Genomic DNA, 13,485 nt, shown 5'->3' on the forward strand with positions numbered 1-13,485 from the left:
TCGCGCCCCCGCCCCGGATCATGGTGTCAGCGTGATTCAGTACGCGTCGACAGCGGGCTGCTCGACGGTGATCCCGGACTCGCCGAGGTTCTTGTCGAAGATCGCCTGCCAGGTGTCGCCGCCCTCGGTGAAGAGGTCGTTGATGTGCGCACGAAGGGCGTCGTCACCCTTGCGCAGACCCACGCCGTAGTTCTCCTCGCTGAAGGGCTCCCCCACGACCTTGACGTCGTTCGGGTACAGCGCCGCGTAGCCGATGAGGATCGCCTGGTCGGTCGTGACGGCGTCGACGGTGCCGTTGATCAGCGCATCGACACATGCCGAGTAGAGGTCGAACTCCTCGGTCGGCACGTCGGGGTAGTTGTCCTTGATGTTCTGGATCGGCGTCGAACCGGTCGCGGAGCACACCGTCGTGTCGGCGCTGAGGTCGTCCTCGCTCGCGATGTCGCTGTCCGCGGCGACCAGGAGACCCTGACCCGTGGTGAAGTACGGGCCGGCGAAATCGATCTGCTCCTTGCGGGAGTCGGTGATCGAGTAGGTACCGACGTAGTAGTCGACATCGCCGTTCACGATCGACTGCTCGCGGTTCGCGGACGCGATCGCCTTGTACTCGATCTGGTCCTCGTCGTACCCGAGGGATGCCGCGATCCAACGCGCGATGTCGACGTCGAAGCCCGAGCGCTCGTTCGTCGTGGCGTCGAGGAATCCGAGACCAGGCTGGTCCTCCTTGACGCCGACGATCACGCCGTCCCGTGCCGTCATGGCGTCGAAGGTGGGGCTGCCGTCGAGCGACACGTCGCTGGCGACCTCCCAGAGGGCCTCGCTGCCCTCGGCGCCTTCGCCGCCGGTGCCGCCCTCGGCGCCGGGAGCGGTGGGGCTGCCGCTGTTGCAGCCGGCGAGCGCGAGTGCCGCGATCGCGATGCCGGCGAACGTGCCGGCGAGTCGAGTCTTACGCATGTGATCCTCCTGGTTTCGTGTCGTGCTTCGTTCGTCGCGCCGGTGCAGGGCGCGGACGTCTCAGTGGGTGATGAGCTTCGAGAGGAAGTCCTTCGCGCGGTCGCTCTTCGGGTTCGTGAAGAACTCCTGCGGTGCGGCCTCCTCGACGATCTGGCCGTCCGCCATGAAGACCACGCGGTCAGCCGCCTTGCGGGCGAAGCCCATCTCGTGGGTGACGACGATCATCGTCATCCCGTCCTGCGCGAGGCCGACCATGACGTCGAGGACCTCGTTGATCATCTCGGGGTCGAGCGCGGACGTCGGCTCGTCGAAGAGCATCACCTTCGGCTTCATCGCGAGCGCACGGGCGATCGCCACGCGCTGCTGCTGGCCGCCGGAGAGCTGCGCGGGCAGCTTGTCCGCCTGATGGCCGACACCCACGCGGTCGAGCAGCTCACGGGCGAGCTTCTCGGCATCCGCCTTTTTCATGCCCTTCACCTTGATCGGCCCGAGCGTCACGTTGTCGAGGATGGTCAGGTGCGAGAACAGGTTGAAGGACTGGAAGACCATGCCGACGTCGGCACGGAGCGCGGCGAGCGCCTTGCCCTCCGCGGGGAGATCGGCGCCGTCGATCGTGATGCGGCCGCTGGTGATCGTCTCGAGACGGTTGATGGTGCGGCAGAGGGTCGACTTGCCGGACCCCGACGGGCCGACCACGACGACGACCTCGCCGCGGTTCACCGACAGGTTGATGTCGGTGAGCGCCTGGAAGTCGCCGTAGTGCTTCTGCACGTCGGACATGACGACGAGCGGCTCGCCTCGACGAACGTCGATGTTCGACGTGCGCGGCGCGGGATCGGCAGCAGGAGTGGTCATGGAACTCACCCTAGGCAACGCCCGCCCCGGTGAACGAGCGGATGCCACGGGGTTTACAGTTCCGTAATCAACCCTCGAGAATGGTCGCTTCAGGTCGCGCGCTGCGCGAAAGCCGATTCGTAGAGGCAGACGCTCGCCGCCGTCGCGAGATTCAGCGACTCGGCGCGGCCGTAGATGGGCAGCCGGAGCGACAGGTCCACGAGCTGGAGGGCCTCCTCGGCGAGTCCGCGCGCCTCGTTCCCGAAGACCCACGCGGTCGGTTCCGCCAGGGTCGCCCGGTGATCGACGAAGTCCTCTCCCCCGACGTCGGCCGCGACGATGCGCAGACCCGCGGAGCGCGCCCGCCCCGTCGCATCCGCGAGGTCCACCCCCACCGCAACGGGCAGGTGGAAGAGCGAACCGGTCGTCGCGCGGACGACCTTCGGGTTGAAGGGGTCCACCGTGCGCCCGGTGAGGATGACCGCGTCGGCACCGACGGCATCCGCTGCTCGGATGATCGTCCCGAGGTTGCCCGGGTCGCGCACCTCCTCGCAGATCACGATGAGGCGGGGCTCGCCGCCGAAGACGTCGCGCACCGAGGTCGGGACCTGGCGAGCGACGGCCACGATGCCCTGGGGCGTCACCGTGTCGGCCATGGCGTCGATGACCTGCTCGCTCGCGAAGGCCACCTCGACACCGGCATCGGATGCCGCATCGCGGATGTCCTGATGCTTGTCCCATGCCGTCGGGGTCGCATACAGCTCGAGCAGGGTGTCCGGCCGCCAGAGCAGAGCCTCCCGGGCGGCCTGCGGGCCCTCGAGGAGGTAGAGGCCGGTCTCCTGCCGCGCCGTGCGCTTCGTCAGCTTCGCGACCGCGCGGACGCGCGGTGAACGTGGGTTCTCGAGCACGCTCTCAGTGTAGGGCGGCGCGCGGCGAGCACCGGCATCCGGGAACGCGAAAAGGCGCCCTCCGAAGAGGACGCCTTCTCACGGATGCTGAGGCGTTCAGGCCTTGGGCGCGTTGACGTCGGCCGGCAGCGCAGCCTTGGCCGTGGCGACGAGCGACGCGAAGACGGCCGGCTCGTTGACCGCGAGCTCGGCGAGCATGCGGCGGTCGACCTGGACACCCGCGAGGCCGAGGCCCTGGATGAAGCGGTTGTACGTGATGCCGTTCTGGCGGGCAGCGGCGTTGATGCGCTGGATCCAGAGGCGACGGAAGTCGCCCTTGCGCTTGCGACGGTCGCGGTACGCGTAGACGAGCGAGTGGGTGACCTGCTCCTTCGCCTTGCGGTACAGACGCGAACGCTGTCCGCGGTAACCGGAGGCGCGCTCGAGGATGACGCGACGCTTCTTGTGGGCGTTGACAGCCCGCTTGACTCTAGCCATTTCTTCTACTTCCTAGGGTGTTGCGTCGGCGCTCAGAGGCCGAGGAGCTTCTTGGCGACCTTGGCGTCGCCGGGAGCCAGGATCTTGTCGGCGGACAGGCGGCGGGTGCGCTTCGTGGGCTTGCCCTCGAAGTTGTGACGGAGGTTCGCCTGCTGCTTCTTGATCTTTCCGCTGCCGGTGACCTTGAAGCGCTTCTTGGCGCCCGAGTGGGTCTTCTGCTTGGGCATATCTCTTCCTTCGTTGTGGTTCCCGCCGGGCGGGGGTCTGGGGCCGCTTACTCCGCCGGAGCGGAGGCGGGGGTCTCGTCGGCCTGACCGGTGCGCGCCTCGCGGGCGGCCTGCTTCGTCGCGGCGCGGGCCGCGTTCTGCTCGGTCTTGACCTCGGACTTGTTCTTGTGGGGAGCCACCACCATCACCATGTTGCGGCCGTCGATCGTGGGGTTGGACTCCACGGTGCCGAACTCGGCGACGTCCTCCGCGAACTTGCGGAGCAGACGCACACCCTGCTCGGGACGCGACTGCTCGCGACCGCGGAACAGGATCATCGCCTTCACCTTGTCGCCGGCCTGGAGGAAGCCCTCCGCGCGCTTGAGCTTGGTGATGTAGTCGTGCGCCTCGATCTTCAGACGGAACCGGACCTCCTTGAGGACGGTGTTCGCCTGATTGCGCCGCGCTTCCTTGGCCTTCTGCGCAGCCTCGTACTTGAACTTGCCGTAATCCATGATCTTGACCACGGGGGGCTTCGAGTTCGGGGCTACCTCGACGAGATCGAGGTCGGCCTCCTGGGCCAGGCGCATGGCCACCTCGATGCGGACGACGCCGACCTGCTCACCCGCGGGTCCGACGAGGCGGACCTCGGGGACGCGGATGCGGTCATTGGTGCGGGGATCGCTGATGCGGAACTCCTCTTTCGTGCGGTGGACGGCCTCCGGTGACACGGAAATGTGTCGCCGGGCGGAAGATCGTCACGTCCACCCCGCACGATGCACGCATCGGCGTTCTGTGTTCTGCACCCTGGACAACCTCGCGGAACGAGGCGGAGTGCGGGACCCGGTAGCCTGGAGCGGCAAGCGCGGGTGGGATGTGATCCTCTTTCGACTCGGAGCAGAACACTCCGGTGCCCGCAGAAGTCTAGCAGAGAGCAGCACGTGAGCACTATTCCGGCCGACCACAGCGACCACGACCCCGAGCGCCTCTCGCGCTGGGACGAGCAGGAGCGGGTCGCACAGTCCGCCACGCGGGACATCGCGGACGTCCCCGCCGTCGAGGTGATCACGACCACCTCGGTGCACCTCATGAGCGCCGCGGCCGTGAAGCTCGGCCTCGCCGACGACCCCGACACCCAGAAGGACCTCGACGAGGCGCGCAAGCTCATCAACGCCCTCGCCGGCCTCATCACCGCCGCCGCCCCCGAGGTGAGCGACATGCACGCCCGATCCCTCCGCGACGGGCTGCGCACACTGCAGCTCGCCTTCCGCGAGGCATCCAGCATCCCCGACCCGATCGGCAAGGGGCCCGGCGAGAAGTGGACCGGCCCCGTCACCTGACGATCAGGCGCGCACGAGTTTGACCGTCAGCGAGTCCACCAGGACCGCGACGCGGTCATCCGCCGCCCATCGCGAAGCCAGACGCTGCAGGATCGCGTCGAGCGCCGCCTGATCCAGGCCGTCCACGAGGTGGAGACTGACGATCAGCTCCGGCCCGCGCAGCCGCGAGTGCGGGTCGCCCGTCGCGACGGACAGGTCGAGCACACCGAGCTCGGTGCCGATCGACTCCTGCAGGCCGGCGAACACCTCGGGCGAGGTGTGCGGCGGCTCCCAGCTCTGCCCCTGACCGATCGCCCAGACCGCCGGACGACGCAGGACGAACTCGGTCTCACTGCCGGGGTCGATCACGATGAGGTCGGTGTCGTCCGCGGCGGCCGACAGCGCCGTGCGGACGCCGTCGGCGGGGACCGGACGGGCCGCGGCATCCCACCGCGACATCGCCTGCACGGAGGAGAACACCGGCAGGACGCGGCGCCCGTCGGGCGCGGCGACAGTGACGATCGAGAGCTCCTGCGTCTTGTCGACGGTGAGGCCCGTCGGGCCGGCACCCTCTTCGCCCTTCTCGGCGACGAGGGGGATCAGCAGGCGTGCCGTGCGATACGCGTCGACGACCGCCGCGGCATCCCCCTCCCCCGCGTGGAACGCGGTGAGCGCGGCCAGCAGCGCGGGGTCGGCGCTGCCGTCGTCGCCGCTGTGAGGGTTGGGCTGGAAGCTCCGCCCCTCCCAGGGCACGCCGGCGGAATCCGCCGAGTGCGCGCGCGGGTCAGTGTCCGGCGACATCCAGCGCCTCGGCCAGCGTGAACGCGCCGGCGTACAGGGCCTTGCCGACGATGGCGCCCTCGACGCCGAGGGGGACGAGTTCGCGCAGCGCCGCGATGTCGTCGAGGCTCGAGATGCCACCGGAGGCGACGACGGGCTTGTCGGTGCGGACGGCGACCTCGCGCAGCAGCTCGATGTTCGGGCCCTGCAGCGTGCCGTCCTTCGTCACGTCGGTGAGGACGTAGCGGCTGCACCCGGCATCCTCGAGGCGATCCAGCACCTGCCACAGGTCACCGCCGTCGCGGGTCCATCCGCGCGCCGCGAGCGTGGTGCCCCGGACGTCGAGACCGACGGCGATCGCCTCGCCGTAGCGGCGGATGACGTCGGCCGCCCACTCCGGGTTCTCGAGCGCGGCGGTGCCGAGATTGATGCGCGTGGCGCCGGAGTCGAGCGCCGCGTCGAGCGATTCGTCGTCGCGGATGCCGCCCGAGAGCTCGACCTTCACCCCGCGGAGCGACTTGATGACCTTGCGCAGCAGGGCCGCGTTCGACCCGCGACCGAACGCGGCGTCGAGGTCGACGAGGTGGATCCACTCGGCCCCCTGGCGCGCCCACTCCTGGGCTGCGTCGACGGGGTCGCCATAGCTCGTCTCGGTGCCGGCCTCACCCTGCGTCAGTCGGACGGCCTTGCCGTCGGCGACGTCCACAGCGGGCAGCAGGATCAGTTCGGGCGTGGATGCGAATTCGTTCATGGCTCCGGGTGGGACGATGTGCGCACCGGGCGCGCGCACAGAGGGACACGTTACTAGGACGCGGGAAGCGACCCGATCCAGTTCGACAGCAGACGGATGCCGGCCGCGCCCGACTTCTCGGGGTGGAACTGCGTCGCCGACAGCGGGCCGTTCTCGACGGCGGCGAGGAACGGCGCCCCGTAATCGCACCAGGTGAGCACCGGCTCGCGGAACGGCTTGATGACGTCGAGGGTCCAGTCCTGCGCGCCGTAGGAGTGCACGAAGTAGAAGCGTTCGTCCTCGAGTCCGGCGAAGAGGGTCGACCCCTCGCCGGCGCGGACGGTGTTCCAGCCCATGTGGGGCAGCACCGGTGCCTGCAGCTCGGTGACCGCGCCCGGCCACTCCCCCAGCCCCTCGGTGTCGACACCGCGTTCGACGCCCAGCTCGAACATCACCTGCATCCCGACGCAGATGCCGAGGACCGGCATCCCCCCAGCGAGACGGCGACCGATGAGCTCGTCTCCGCGGCTCGCGCGCAAGGCCGACATGACGGCGGAGAAGGCCCCGACGCCCGGGACGAGGAGTCCGGCGGCGTCGGCGATCAGGCCGCGATCCTTCGTCAGCCGCGCATCGGCGCCCGCTTCGCTGAGCGCCTTGACGGCCGAGTGGACGTTGCCGGAGCCGTAGTCGAGGACCGCGACGAGCGGTGCACCCGTCACAGGGCGCCCTTGGTGCTCGGGATGCCGGCGACGAGGGGATCGAGCGCCTTCGCCTGCCGGAACGCGCGGGCGAAGGCCTTGTACTCCGCCTCGGCGATGTGGTGCGGGTCGCGGCCGGCGACGAGGGTCACGTGCATGGTCAGGCCGGCGTGGAAGGCGATCGCCTCGAAGGTGTGGCGCACGAGCGAGCCGGTGAAGTGGCCGCCGATGAGGTGGAACTCGTAGCCCGCCGGCTCACCGGAGTGGACGAGGTAGGGCCGGCCGCTGATGTCGACGACCGCCTGCGCCAGCGCCTCGTCGAGCGGCACGAGCGCATCGCCGTACCGCGAGATGCCGGACTTGTCGCCGAGTGCCTGGCGGATCGCCTGGCCGAGCACGATGGCCGTGTCCTCGACGGTGTGGTGCGCGTCGATGTGGGTGTCGCCCGTCGCGCGGACCGTCAAGTCTGTGAGCGAGTGCTTCGCGAACGCCGTGAGCAGGTGGTCGAAGAACGGCACGGTCGTGTCGATCGTGCTCCGACCGGTGCCGTCGAGGTCGAGCTCGAGCTCGATGGTCGACTCGCTGGTCGCCCGCCGGACGGAGGCGGTGCGGGGCGCAGGGGTGCTCATGCCCCGAGTCTACCGAGGCATGACGGGCCGACCGCGCCCGTGACGGACGTCGGCTCAGAGGGAGGCGAGCGCCTCGAGGAACGCCGTCGACTCCTCTTCGCTGCCCGCCGTGACGCGGAGGGTGTGCGGCAGGCCGACGTCGCGGATGAGGACGCCGCGGTCGTAGAGACCCTGCCAGGTCGCCGCCGGGTCGTCCACGCCCCCGAAGAGGACGAAATTGGACCAGCTCTCGTACGGCGAGTACCCGAGCGCCGACAGGGTCGCCGAGATGCGGTCGCGCTGCGCGACGATGTCGTCGACCATGCGGAGCATCGTCGGGGCGTGGCGGAGGGCTGCCGTGGCCGCGGCCTGGGTGAGTGCGCTGAGGTGATACGGCAGGCGCACCAGGCGGAGCGCGTCGATGAGCGCGGGATCGGCGGCGAGGTAGCCCACGCGCGCCCCGGCGAAGGCGAAGGCCTTGCTCATCGTGCGCGACACGACGAGACGCTCGCGGTCGTGAAGCAGCGTGAGCGCGGACGGCTCGTCGCGCGGGGCGAACTCCTGGTACGCCTCATCGACGATCACGATGCCCCGGGAGGCCTCGTAGACGGCCTCGATGACCTCGAGCGACAGCGGCGTGCCCGTGGGGTTGTTCGGTGTGCAGAGAAAGACCACGTCCGGCTGAGCACGTTCGATCTGCTCGGCGGCATCCGCTGCGGACAGGGTGAAGTCGTCGCCGCGCGTACCGCTCACGTAGGTGGCGCCCGTCGCGCCCGTGAGCAGCGGGTACATGGAGTACGTCGGCGCGAACCCGAACGCCGTGCGTCCCGGCCCACCGAACGCCTGCAGGATGTGCTGGAGGACCTCGTTCGACCCGTTGGCCGCCCAGATCTGATCCGGTTCGAGACCGTGGCCCAGGTAATCCGCGAACCCCTCGCGCAGAGCCGTGAACTCACGGTCGGGGTAGCGGTTGATGTCCCGCAGCGCCTGCGCGATGCCGTCGAGGATGTCGTCCGCGACCTCTTCGGGAACCGGGTGGGTGTTCTCGTTGACGTTGAGCGTCACGGGCAGCGACGCCTGCGGGGCGCCGTAGGGGATCTTGCCGCGCAGGTCGTCGCGGAGGGGGAGGTCGTCGAGACTGGCACTCACCCCGCCATCGTAGGACGTGCCGCGGCCTTACTCGCCCGCCTGCGCCGAGTAGGTGGCCGGGATCGCGATCGACTGACCGGCGTCCACCGCCGAGGACGACAGCGCGTTGAGGCGGACGATCTCGTCGATGACGTCGCGCGGGTCGCTGTCGGGCGCGATGTCCTGCGCGATGCTCCACAGCGATTCGCCGGGCATCACGGTCACGGTGTCGAAAGACCCCGCGGACGCCCCCGCGTCGCCGCTCGCGAGGGCACCCCCGCTGGAGAGGATGCCGACGCCCAGCGCGACGACCACGGGCAGTGCGGCGAGCGTGGCGAGGACACGGCGGCCCCGCGTGGTCATCCGGAGGCGCGTGCGCACGACAGGCGCAGCGGCGGTGCTGGTGGTCGCGGTGCTGGTGGTCGCGGTGATCGAGTTCATGGTGTCCTCCTCGGGGTGACCCCGGTCAGATGAGATCTTCGCCCCCGCCCGTCGGCCGGGACGGACGGGTGCGAAGTTCTCTTCCGAACCTATCTTCGAAGTTCGTAGACTGTCAAGGGTGCGGTTGTCCGCAGATCGATCGAAGACGACACGCGGTCGGCTACGGGACGATCCGATCGACACCGGATACGGTTTCGATGACCAGAGCCCATCACCAACCTCCGACATTCGAAGGCGAGTGCTCCCGGAGGGACCCCGGGGTGACGAAAGGAACGACATGAGCGACAAGCCGCAGACGCGTCGGCGCAAGAGCCTGAGCGACAAGCAGCTCGCCATCCTCGAGGTGATCCAGCGCTCCATCGCCCGTCACGGATACCCGCCGAGCATGCGCGAGATCGGCGACGCCGTCGGCCTCAAGTCGCTCTCGAGCGTCACCCATCAGCTCAATCAGCTCGAGCTGAGCGGCTACCTCCGTCGCGACCCCGGCAAGACGCGCGCCATGGAGGTCCTCATCGATCTGCCGGGCTCGGCGGGCGAGAACCCTGCGGACGTCGCCCCGAGCGTCGGCGACGCGGCGATGGTGCCGCTGGTCGGCCGGATCGCCGCCGGCGTCCCCATCACCGCCGACCAGCAGGTCGAGGAGATCTTCCCCCTCCCGCGTCAGCTCGTCGGCAAGGGCGAACTGTTCATGCTGAAGGTGTCGGGCGACTCGATGATCGACGCCGCGATCTGCGACGGCGACTGGGTCGTCGTCCGCTCGCAGGCCACCGCCGACAACGGCGAGATCGTCGCCGCCATACTCGACGGCGAGGCGACGGTGAAGACCTTCCGCCAGCGCGACGGTCACACGTGGCTGCTCCCCCGCAACTCGGCCTTCGAGCCGATCCTCGGCGACGACGCGGTCGTCCTGGGCAAGGTCGTCGCGGTCCTGCGCGCCGTGTGACGGCGCGCACACGAAGAGAGGGGATGCCGGGCGGCATCCCCTCTCTTCGTTGCGGCGTCAGACCCCGGCGCCCACCTCGGCGCGGACCGCGCGAGCCGCCGCGACGATGTGGCGGAGGGAGGCGACCGTCTCGTCGTACCCGCGCGTCTTCAGACCGCAGTCCGGGTTCACCCACAGGCGACGGACGTCGAGCTCCGCGACGGCGCGCTCGAGCAGCGACGACACCTCGTCGACGGACGGCACGCGCGGCGAGTGGATGTCGTAGACGCCCGGTCCGATGCCGTGGGCGAATCCGGATGCCGCCACCTCCGGGATGACCTCACCCCGACTGCGAGCGGCCTCGATCGACGTGACGTCGGCATCGAGCGCCGCGATCGCGTCGATCACGACCCCGAACTCGGAGTAGCAGAGGTGCGTGTGGATCTGGGTCTCGTCGGCGGCGCCCGCGGTGGCGAGCCGGAAGGACCCGACCGACCAGTCGAGGTACGCCGGCTGATCGGCGGTCCGCAGCGGCAGGAGCTCCCGGAGCGCCGGCTCGTCGACCTGCACGATCGCGATGCCCGCCCGCTCGAGGTCGGCGATCTCGTCGCGGAGCGCGAGGGCGACCTGGTCGGCCGTCTCGCCGAGCGGCTGGTCGTCGCGGACGAAGGACCAGGCGAGGATCGTGACGGGTCCGGTCAGCATGCCCTTGACGGGCGCGGCGGACAGCGACTGCGCGTAGGCCGCCCACGGCACCGTGATGGGTGCGGGGCGCGAGACGTCCCCCCACAGGATCGACGGGCGCGTCGCGCGGGAGCCGTAGGACTGCACCCACCCGTTGCGGGTGACGGCGAACCCGTCGAGGTTCTCGGCGAAGTACTGCACCATGTCGTTGCGCTCGGGCTCGCCGTGCACGAGGACGTCGAGCCCGATGTCCTCCTGCAGAGCGATGACGCGCGCGATCTCGTCGCGGAGGAACCCTTCGTAGGTCGCCTCGTCGATCTCGCCGCGCGTCGCGCGGGCGCGCGCCCGGCGGATCTCGGCGGTCTGCGGGAAGGATCCGATCGTGGTCGTCGGGAGCGCCGGCAGACCCAGCACCGCGTCCTGTGCGGCGGCACGCACCTCGAACGGGGTGCGGGATCGGGCTGCCGGGGTGAGCCCGCCGGCACGGGCGCGGACGGCGCCGTCCTGGACCCCGGGCGCCGAGCGGCGGTCGGCGAGGGCGGCCGTCGCGGCATCCAACTCCCCGGCGATCGCGTCGCGACCGTCGGCGAGCCCGCGTGCCAGGGTCGTCACCTGGGAGACCTTCTGATCGGCGAAGGCGAGCCAGGACACGAGGCGGGGATCGAGGTCGGGCTCGTCGGCGAGGTCGTGCGGCACGTGCTGCAGCGACGTCGAGGTGCCGACCGCGACGGCCGCGGCGCCGAGGCCGCCGACCGCGTCGAGCACGTCCGCCGCGCCGGCGAGGTCGCCCCGCCAGACGTTCCGGCCGTCGACGACGCCCGCGACGATCACCTTGTCGTCGAGTCCCGCGACGGGCGACGGCACGCCGCCGCGGGTGAGGTCGATCGCGAGGCCCTCGGCGGCGGAGGCGGCGATCGCGCGCCAGGCGGGCTCGGAGAGCGCGCCGTATCCGGCGGCGACCAGGATCTCGGGACGGTCGCCGGAGGCGGTGAGGACGTCGAGTGAGCGGGCGGCGGCGGTCGCGAGCTCGTCGTCCGAGTACCCGAGCGACTGGCTCACGAGGGCCGGCTCGTCGATCTGCACCCATTGCGCCCCTGCGTCGCGGAGAGCGGCGAGCAGCTCGACGTACACGGGCAGCAGGTCGTCGAGCCGGTCCAGCGGGCGCGTGCCGGGGGCCGCGGCATCCGTCCCTTTCGCGAGGGCGAGGAAGGTGACCGGGCCGACGAGCACCGGACGGGTGACGTATCCGTCCGCGACGGCCTCCGCCACCTGCCGCGTGAACCGATCGCTCGAGAGGGCGAACCGCGTCTCGGGGCCGATCTCGGGCACGAGGTAGTGGTAGTTCGTGTCGAACCACTTCGTCATCTCCAGCGGCGCGGCCTCGCCCACGCCGCGGGCGGCGGCGAACAGGGCCGACAGCGGCACCGACCCGTCCTCCGCACGCAGGTGCGCGAACCGCTCGGGAAGGGCGCCGACGGCCGCGGCGACGTCGAGGACCTGGTCGTAGAAGGAGAACGTCTCGGGGATCGACGAGTCACCGCGACCCAGCCCGAGCTCGGCGAGGCGGGCGCGGGTGGTCCGGCGCAGGTCGGCGGCGACGGACTCGAGTCCCGCCTCGTCGAGCGCGCCGCTCCAGTGGGCCTCGACGGCGCGCTTGAGTTCGCGGCGACGGCCGATGCGGGGGTAGCCGAGGATCGTTCCGGCGGGAAAGGCGGTCATGAGGTCTCCTCTGTCGCGGGGATGATGCCCGCCTCGCGCAGGGTGGCGAGGACGGTGTCGTGATTGTTGAAGGCGTAGAGATGGATGCCGGGGGCACCGCCCGCGAGGACGGCCCGGCAGAGATCGGCGGCGTATCGGACACCGATCTCGCGGCGACCGTCGGCGGTGGGCTCGACGTCGAGGTCGACGGCGAGGGTGCCGGGGACCTGCTCGCCCGTCAGCTCGATGACGCGGCGCAGTCGGGAGGGCGAGGTGATCGGCATGATGCCCGGCAGGATCGGGATCTCGACCCCGGCACTGCGGGCGCGGGCGACGAAGGCAAGGTAGTCGTCGGCGTGGAAGAACAACTGGGTGATCGCGAGGGTCGCCCCCGCGGCCTGCTTCGCGAGGAGGGCGTCGATGTGCTCGGCGGGGTACCGCGAGCGCGGGTGGCCGTTGGGGAAGGCGGCGACGGCGATGTCGACGCTCGGCCGCCGCTCGACGCGGGCGGCGCCCGGGACGCCGGGGATGGGCTCCTCGGTGTACGGGGACGTCTCGGCCTGCACGCGGTCGATGAGCTGCACCAGCTGGGCCGCACTCTCGAGGTCGCCGAGCGCCGCCGCATCCTCTCCGGCTCCCGCCGGCGGATCCCCCCGCAGCGCCAGGAAGGAGCGTATGCCGGCGTCGAGGAACTCGCGGATGAGGGCCGTCGCCTCGGCGTACGAGCTGCCGATGCAGGTCAGGTGCGCCAACGGCTCGACGCGCGTCTCGCGCAGGATGTGCGTGAGCACCTCGAGGGAGCGACCGCCGCCGGAGCCGCCGGCGCCGTAGGTGACGGAGATGAAGGCGGGGTCGACGGCGGCGAGCCGGTCGATCGTCTCGTAGAGGGCGGCGTAGGACGCGTCGCTGCGCGGCGGGTAGACCTCGAACGAGACCGGCACCGTCGTGACCGACGGGGGCTGGATGATCGACATGGCGGTGCTCCGGAGACGGGACGGAAAGGCCTGGCGGCCGCGGACCGCACACACGGGTGCGGGGACATCGCGGGCGGGTGCCGGGCTCGGCTGTCGCTCCGGGCCCGGGGTTCCGGGCCACTGT

16 protein-coding genes are annotated in these 13,485 nt (G+C 70.6%); 2 read left to right on the forward strand and 14 right to left on the reverse strand.

What is annotated here, in order from left to right; genetic code table 11:
- Positions 1–36: 36 nt before the first annotated feature.
- The 6 genes from AB0P29_RS13215 to infC all read right to left on the reverse strand — a co-directional run bounded on the left by AB0P29_RS13215 (position 37) and on the right by infC (position 4,110).
- Positions 37–954 (reverse strand): glutamate ABC transporter substrate-binding protein, encoded by a 918-nt coding sequence (locus AB0P29_RS13215; RefSeq protein WP_363380411.1) that lies wholly within the window; start codon positions 952–954, stop codon positions 37–39.
- Positions 955–1,014: 60 nt separating this feature from the next.
- Entirely contained in the window at positions 1,015–1,734 is a 720-nt protein-coding gene (locus tag AB0P29_RS13220; protein WP_197471643.1) for an amino acid ABC transporter ATP-binding protein, read from the reverse strand.
- 164 nt (positions 1,735–1,898) lie between these two features.
- Complete coding sequence (locus AB0P29_RS13225; protein WP_363380414.1) at positions 1,899–2,696, reverse strand: RNA methyltransferase; 798 nt, start codon at positions 2,694–2,696, stop codon at positions 1,899–1,901.
- Between the two features lie 96 nt (positions 2,697–2,792).
- A complete protein-coding gene (gene rplT / locus AB0P29_RS13230) occupies positions 2,793–3,173 on the reverse strand; it encodes a 50S ribosomal protein L20 (RefSeq protein ID WP_064003211.1) in 381 nt (126 codons plus the stop codon).
- Between the two features lie 32 nt (positions 3,174–3,205).
- Positions 3,206–3,400 carry a 50S ribosomal protein L35 gene (gene rpmI, locus AB0P29_RS13235; protein ID WP_064003210.1) on the reverse strand — a complete coding sequence of 65 codons (195 nt, stop codon included), beginning with the start codon at positions 3,398–3,400 and terminating at the stop codon, positions 3,206–3,208.
- 47 nt (positions 3,401–3,447) lie between these two features.
- Positions 3,448–4,110, reverse strand: coding sequence for a translation initiation factor IF-3 (infC, locus tag AB0P29_RS13240; RefSeq protein ID WP_082886179.1), 663 nt, complete (start codon positions 4,108–4,110; stop codon positions 3,448–3,450).
- A gap of 210 nt (positions 4,111–4,320) precedes the next feature.
- On the opposite strand from infC, the gene AB0P29_RS13245 reads away from it, so the two are divergent.
- The gene (locus tag AB0P29_RS13245) at positions 4,321–4,719 is read left to right on the forward strand and encodes a DUF1844 domain-containing protein (RefSeq protein ID WP_064003209.1); all 399 of its coding nucleotides are present in this window, start codon (positions 4,321–4,323) and stop codon (positions 4,717–4,719) included.
- Positions 4,720–4,722: 3 nt separating this feature from the next.
- Here AB0P29_RS13245 and AB0P29_RS13250 read toward each other — a convergent pair whose 3' ends face one another.
- From AB0P29_RS13250 to AB0P29_RS13275, 6 genes are read right to left on the reverse strand one after another with little or no spacing between them, the layout of a single operon-like run.
- Complete coding sequence (locus AB0P29_RS13250; protein ID WP_363380418.1) at positions 4,723–5,499, reverse strand: SseB family protein; 777 nt, start codon at positions 5,497–5,499, stop codon at positions 4,723–4,725.
- Positions 5,483–6,229 carry a bifunctional 1-(5-phosphoribosyl)-5-((5-phosphoribosylamino)methylideneamino)imidazole-4-carboxamide isomerase/phosphoribosylanthranilate isomerase PriA gene (gene priA / locus AB0P29_RS13255; RefSeq protein ID WP_363380421.1) on the reverse strand — a complete coding sequence of 249 codons (747 nt, stop codon included), beginning with the start codon at positions 6,227–6,229 and terminating at the stop codon, positions 5,483–5,485. The genes AB0P29_RS13250 and priA overlap by 17 nt, the downstream gene beginning before the upstream one ends.
- Positions 6,230–6,282: 53 nt before the next feature.
- Positions 6,283–6,927 carry an imidazole glycerol phosphate synthase subunit HisH gene (hisH, locus tag AB0P29_RS13260; RefSeq protein WP_363380424.1) on the reverse strand — a complete coding sequence of 215 codons (645 nt, stop codon included), beginning with the start codon at positions 6,925–6,927 and terminating at the stop codon, positions 6,283–6,285.
- On the reverse strand, positions 6,924–7,535 hold the full coding sequence (hisB, locus tag AB0P29_RS13265; protein WP_064003205.1) for an imidazoleglycerol-phosphate dehydratase HisB: 612 nt from the start codon (positions 7,533–7,535) through the stop codon (positions 6,924–6,926). The genes hisH and hisB overlap by 4 nt, the downstream gene beginning before the upstream one ends.
- Positions 7,536–7,589: 54 nt before the next feature.
- The gene (locus AB0P29_RS13270) at positions 7,590–8,663 is read right to left on the reverse strand and encodes a histidinol-phosphate transaminase (protein ID WP_064003204.1); all 1,074 of its coding nucleotides are present in this window, start codon (positions 8,661–8,663) and stop codon (positions 7,590–7,592) included.
- A gap of 27 nt (positions 8,664–8,690) precedes the next feature.
- Entirely contained in the window at positions 8,691–9,083 is a 393-nt protein-coding gene (locus AB0P29_RS13275; protein WP_363380428.1) for a LysM peptidoglycan-binding domain-containing protein, read from the reverse strand.
- Positions 9,084–9,360: 277 nt separating this feature from the next.
- Between AB0P29_RS13275 and lexA the strand changes: the two genes are divergently transcribed.
- Complete coding sequence (gene lexA / locus AB0P29_RS13280; protein WP_363380430.1) at positions 9,361–10,026, forward strand: transcriptional repressor LexA; 666 nt, start codon at positions 9,361–9,363, stop codon at positions 10,024–10,026.
- A 57-nt stretch (positions 10,027–10,083) separates the two neighbouring features.
- On the opposite strand, the gene metE is transcribed toward lexA, so the two are convergent.
- Both metE and AB0P29_RS13290 read right to left on the reverse strand, forming a co-directional pair.
- Positions 10,084–12,408 (reverse strand): 5-methyltetrahydropteroyltriglutamate--homocysteine S-methyltransferase, encoded by a 2,325-nt coding sequence (gene metE / locus AB0P29_RS13285; RefSeq protein WP_363380433.1) that lies wholly within the window; start codon positions 12,406–12,408, stop codon positions 10,084–10,086.
- Positions 12,405–13,361 carry a methylenetetrahydrofolate reductase gene (locus tag AB0P29_RS13290; RefSeq protein ID WP_311289786.1) on the reverse strand — a complete coding sequence of 319 codons (957 nt, stop codon included), beginning with the start codon at positions 13,359–13,361 and terminating at the stop codon, positions 12,405–12,407. Before AB0P29_RS13290 ends, metE begins: the two co-directional genes overlap by 4 nt.
- Positions 13,362–13,485 lie beyond the last annotated feature (124 nt).

The sequence above is a fragment of the Microbacterium sp. NPDC080220 genome, from assembly GCF_040686395.1.
GTDB lineage: Bacteria > Actinomycetota > Actinomycetes > Actinomycetales > Microbacteriaceae > Microbacterium > Microbacterium gawkjiense.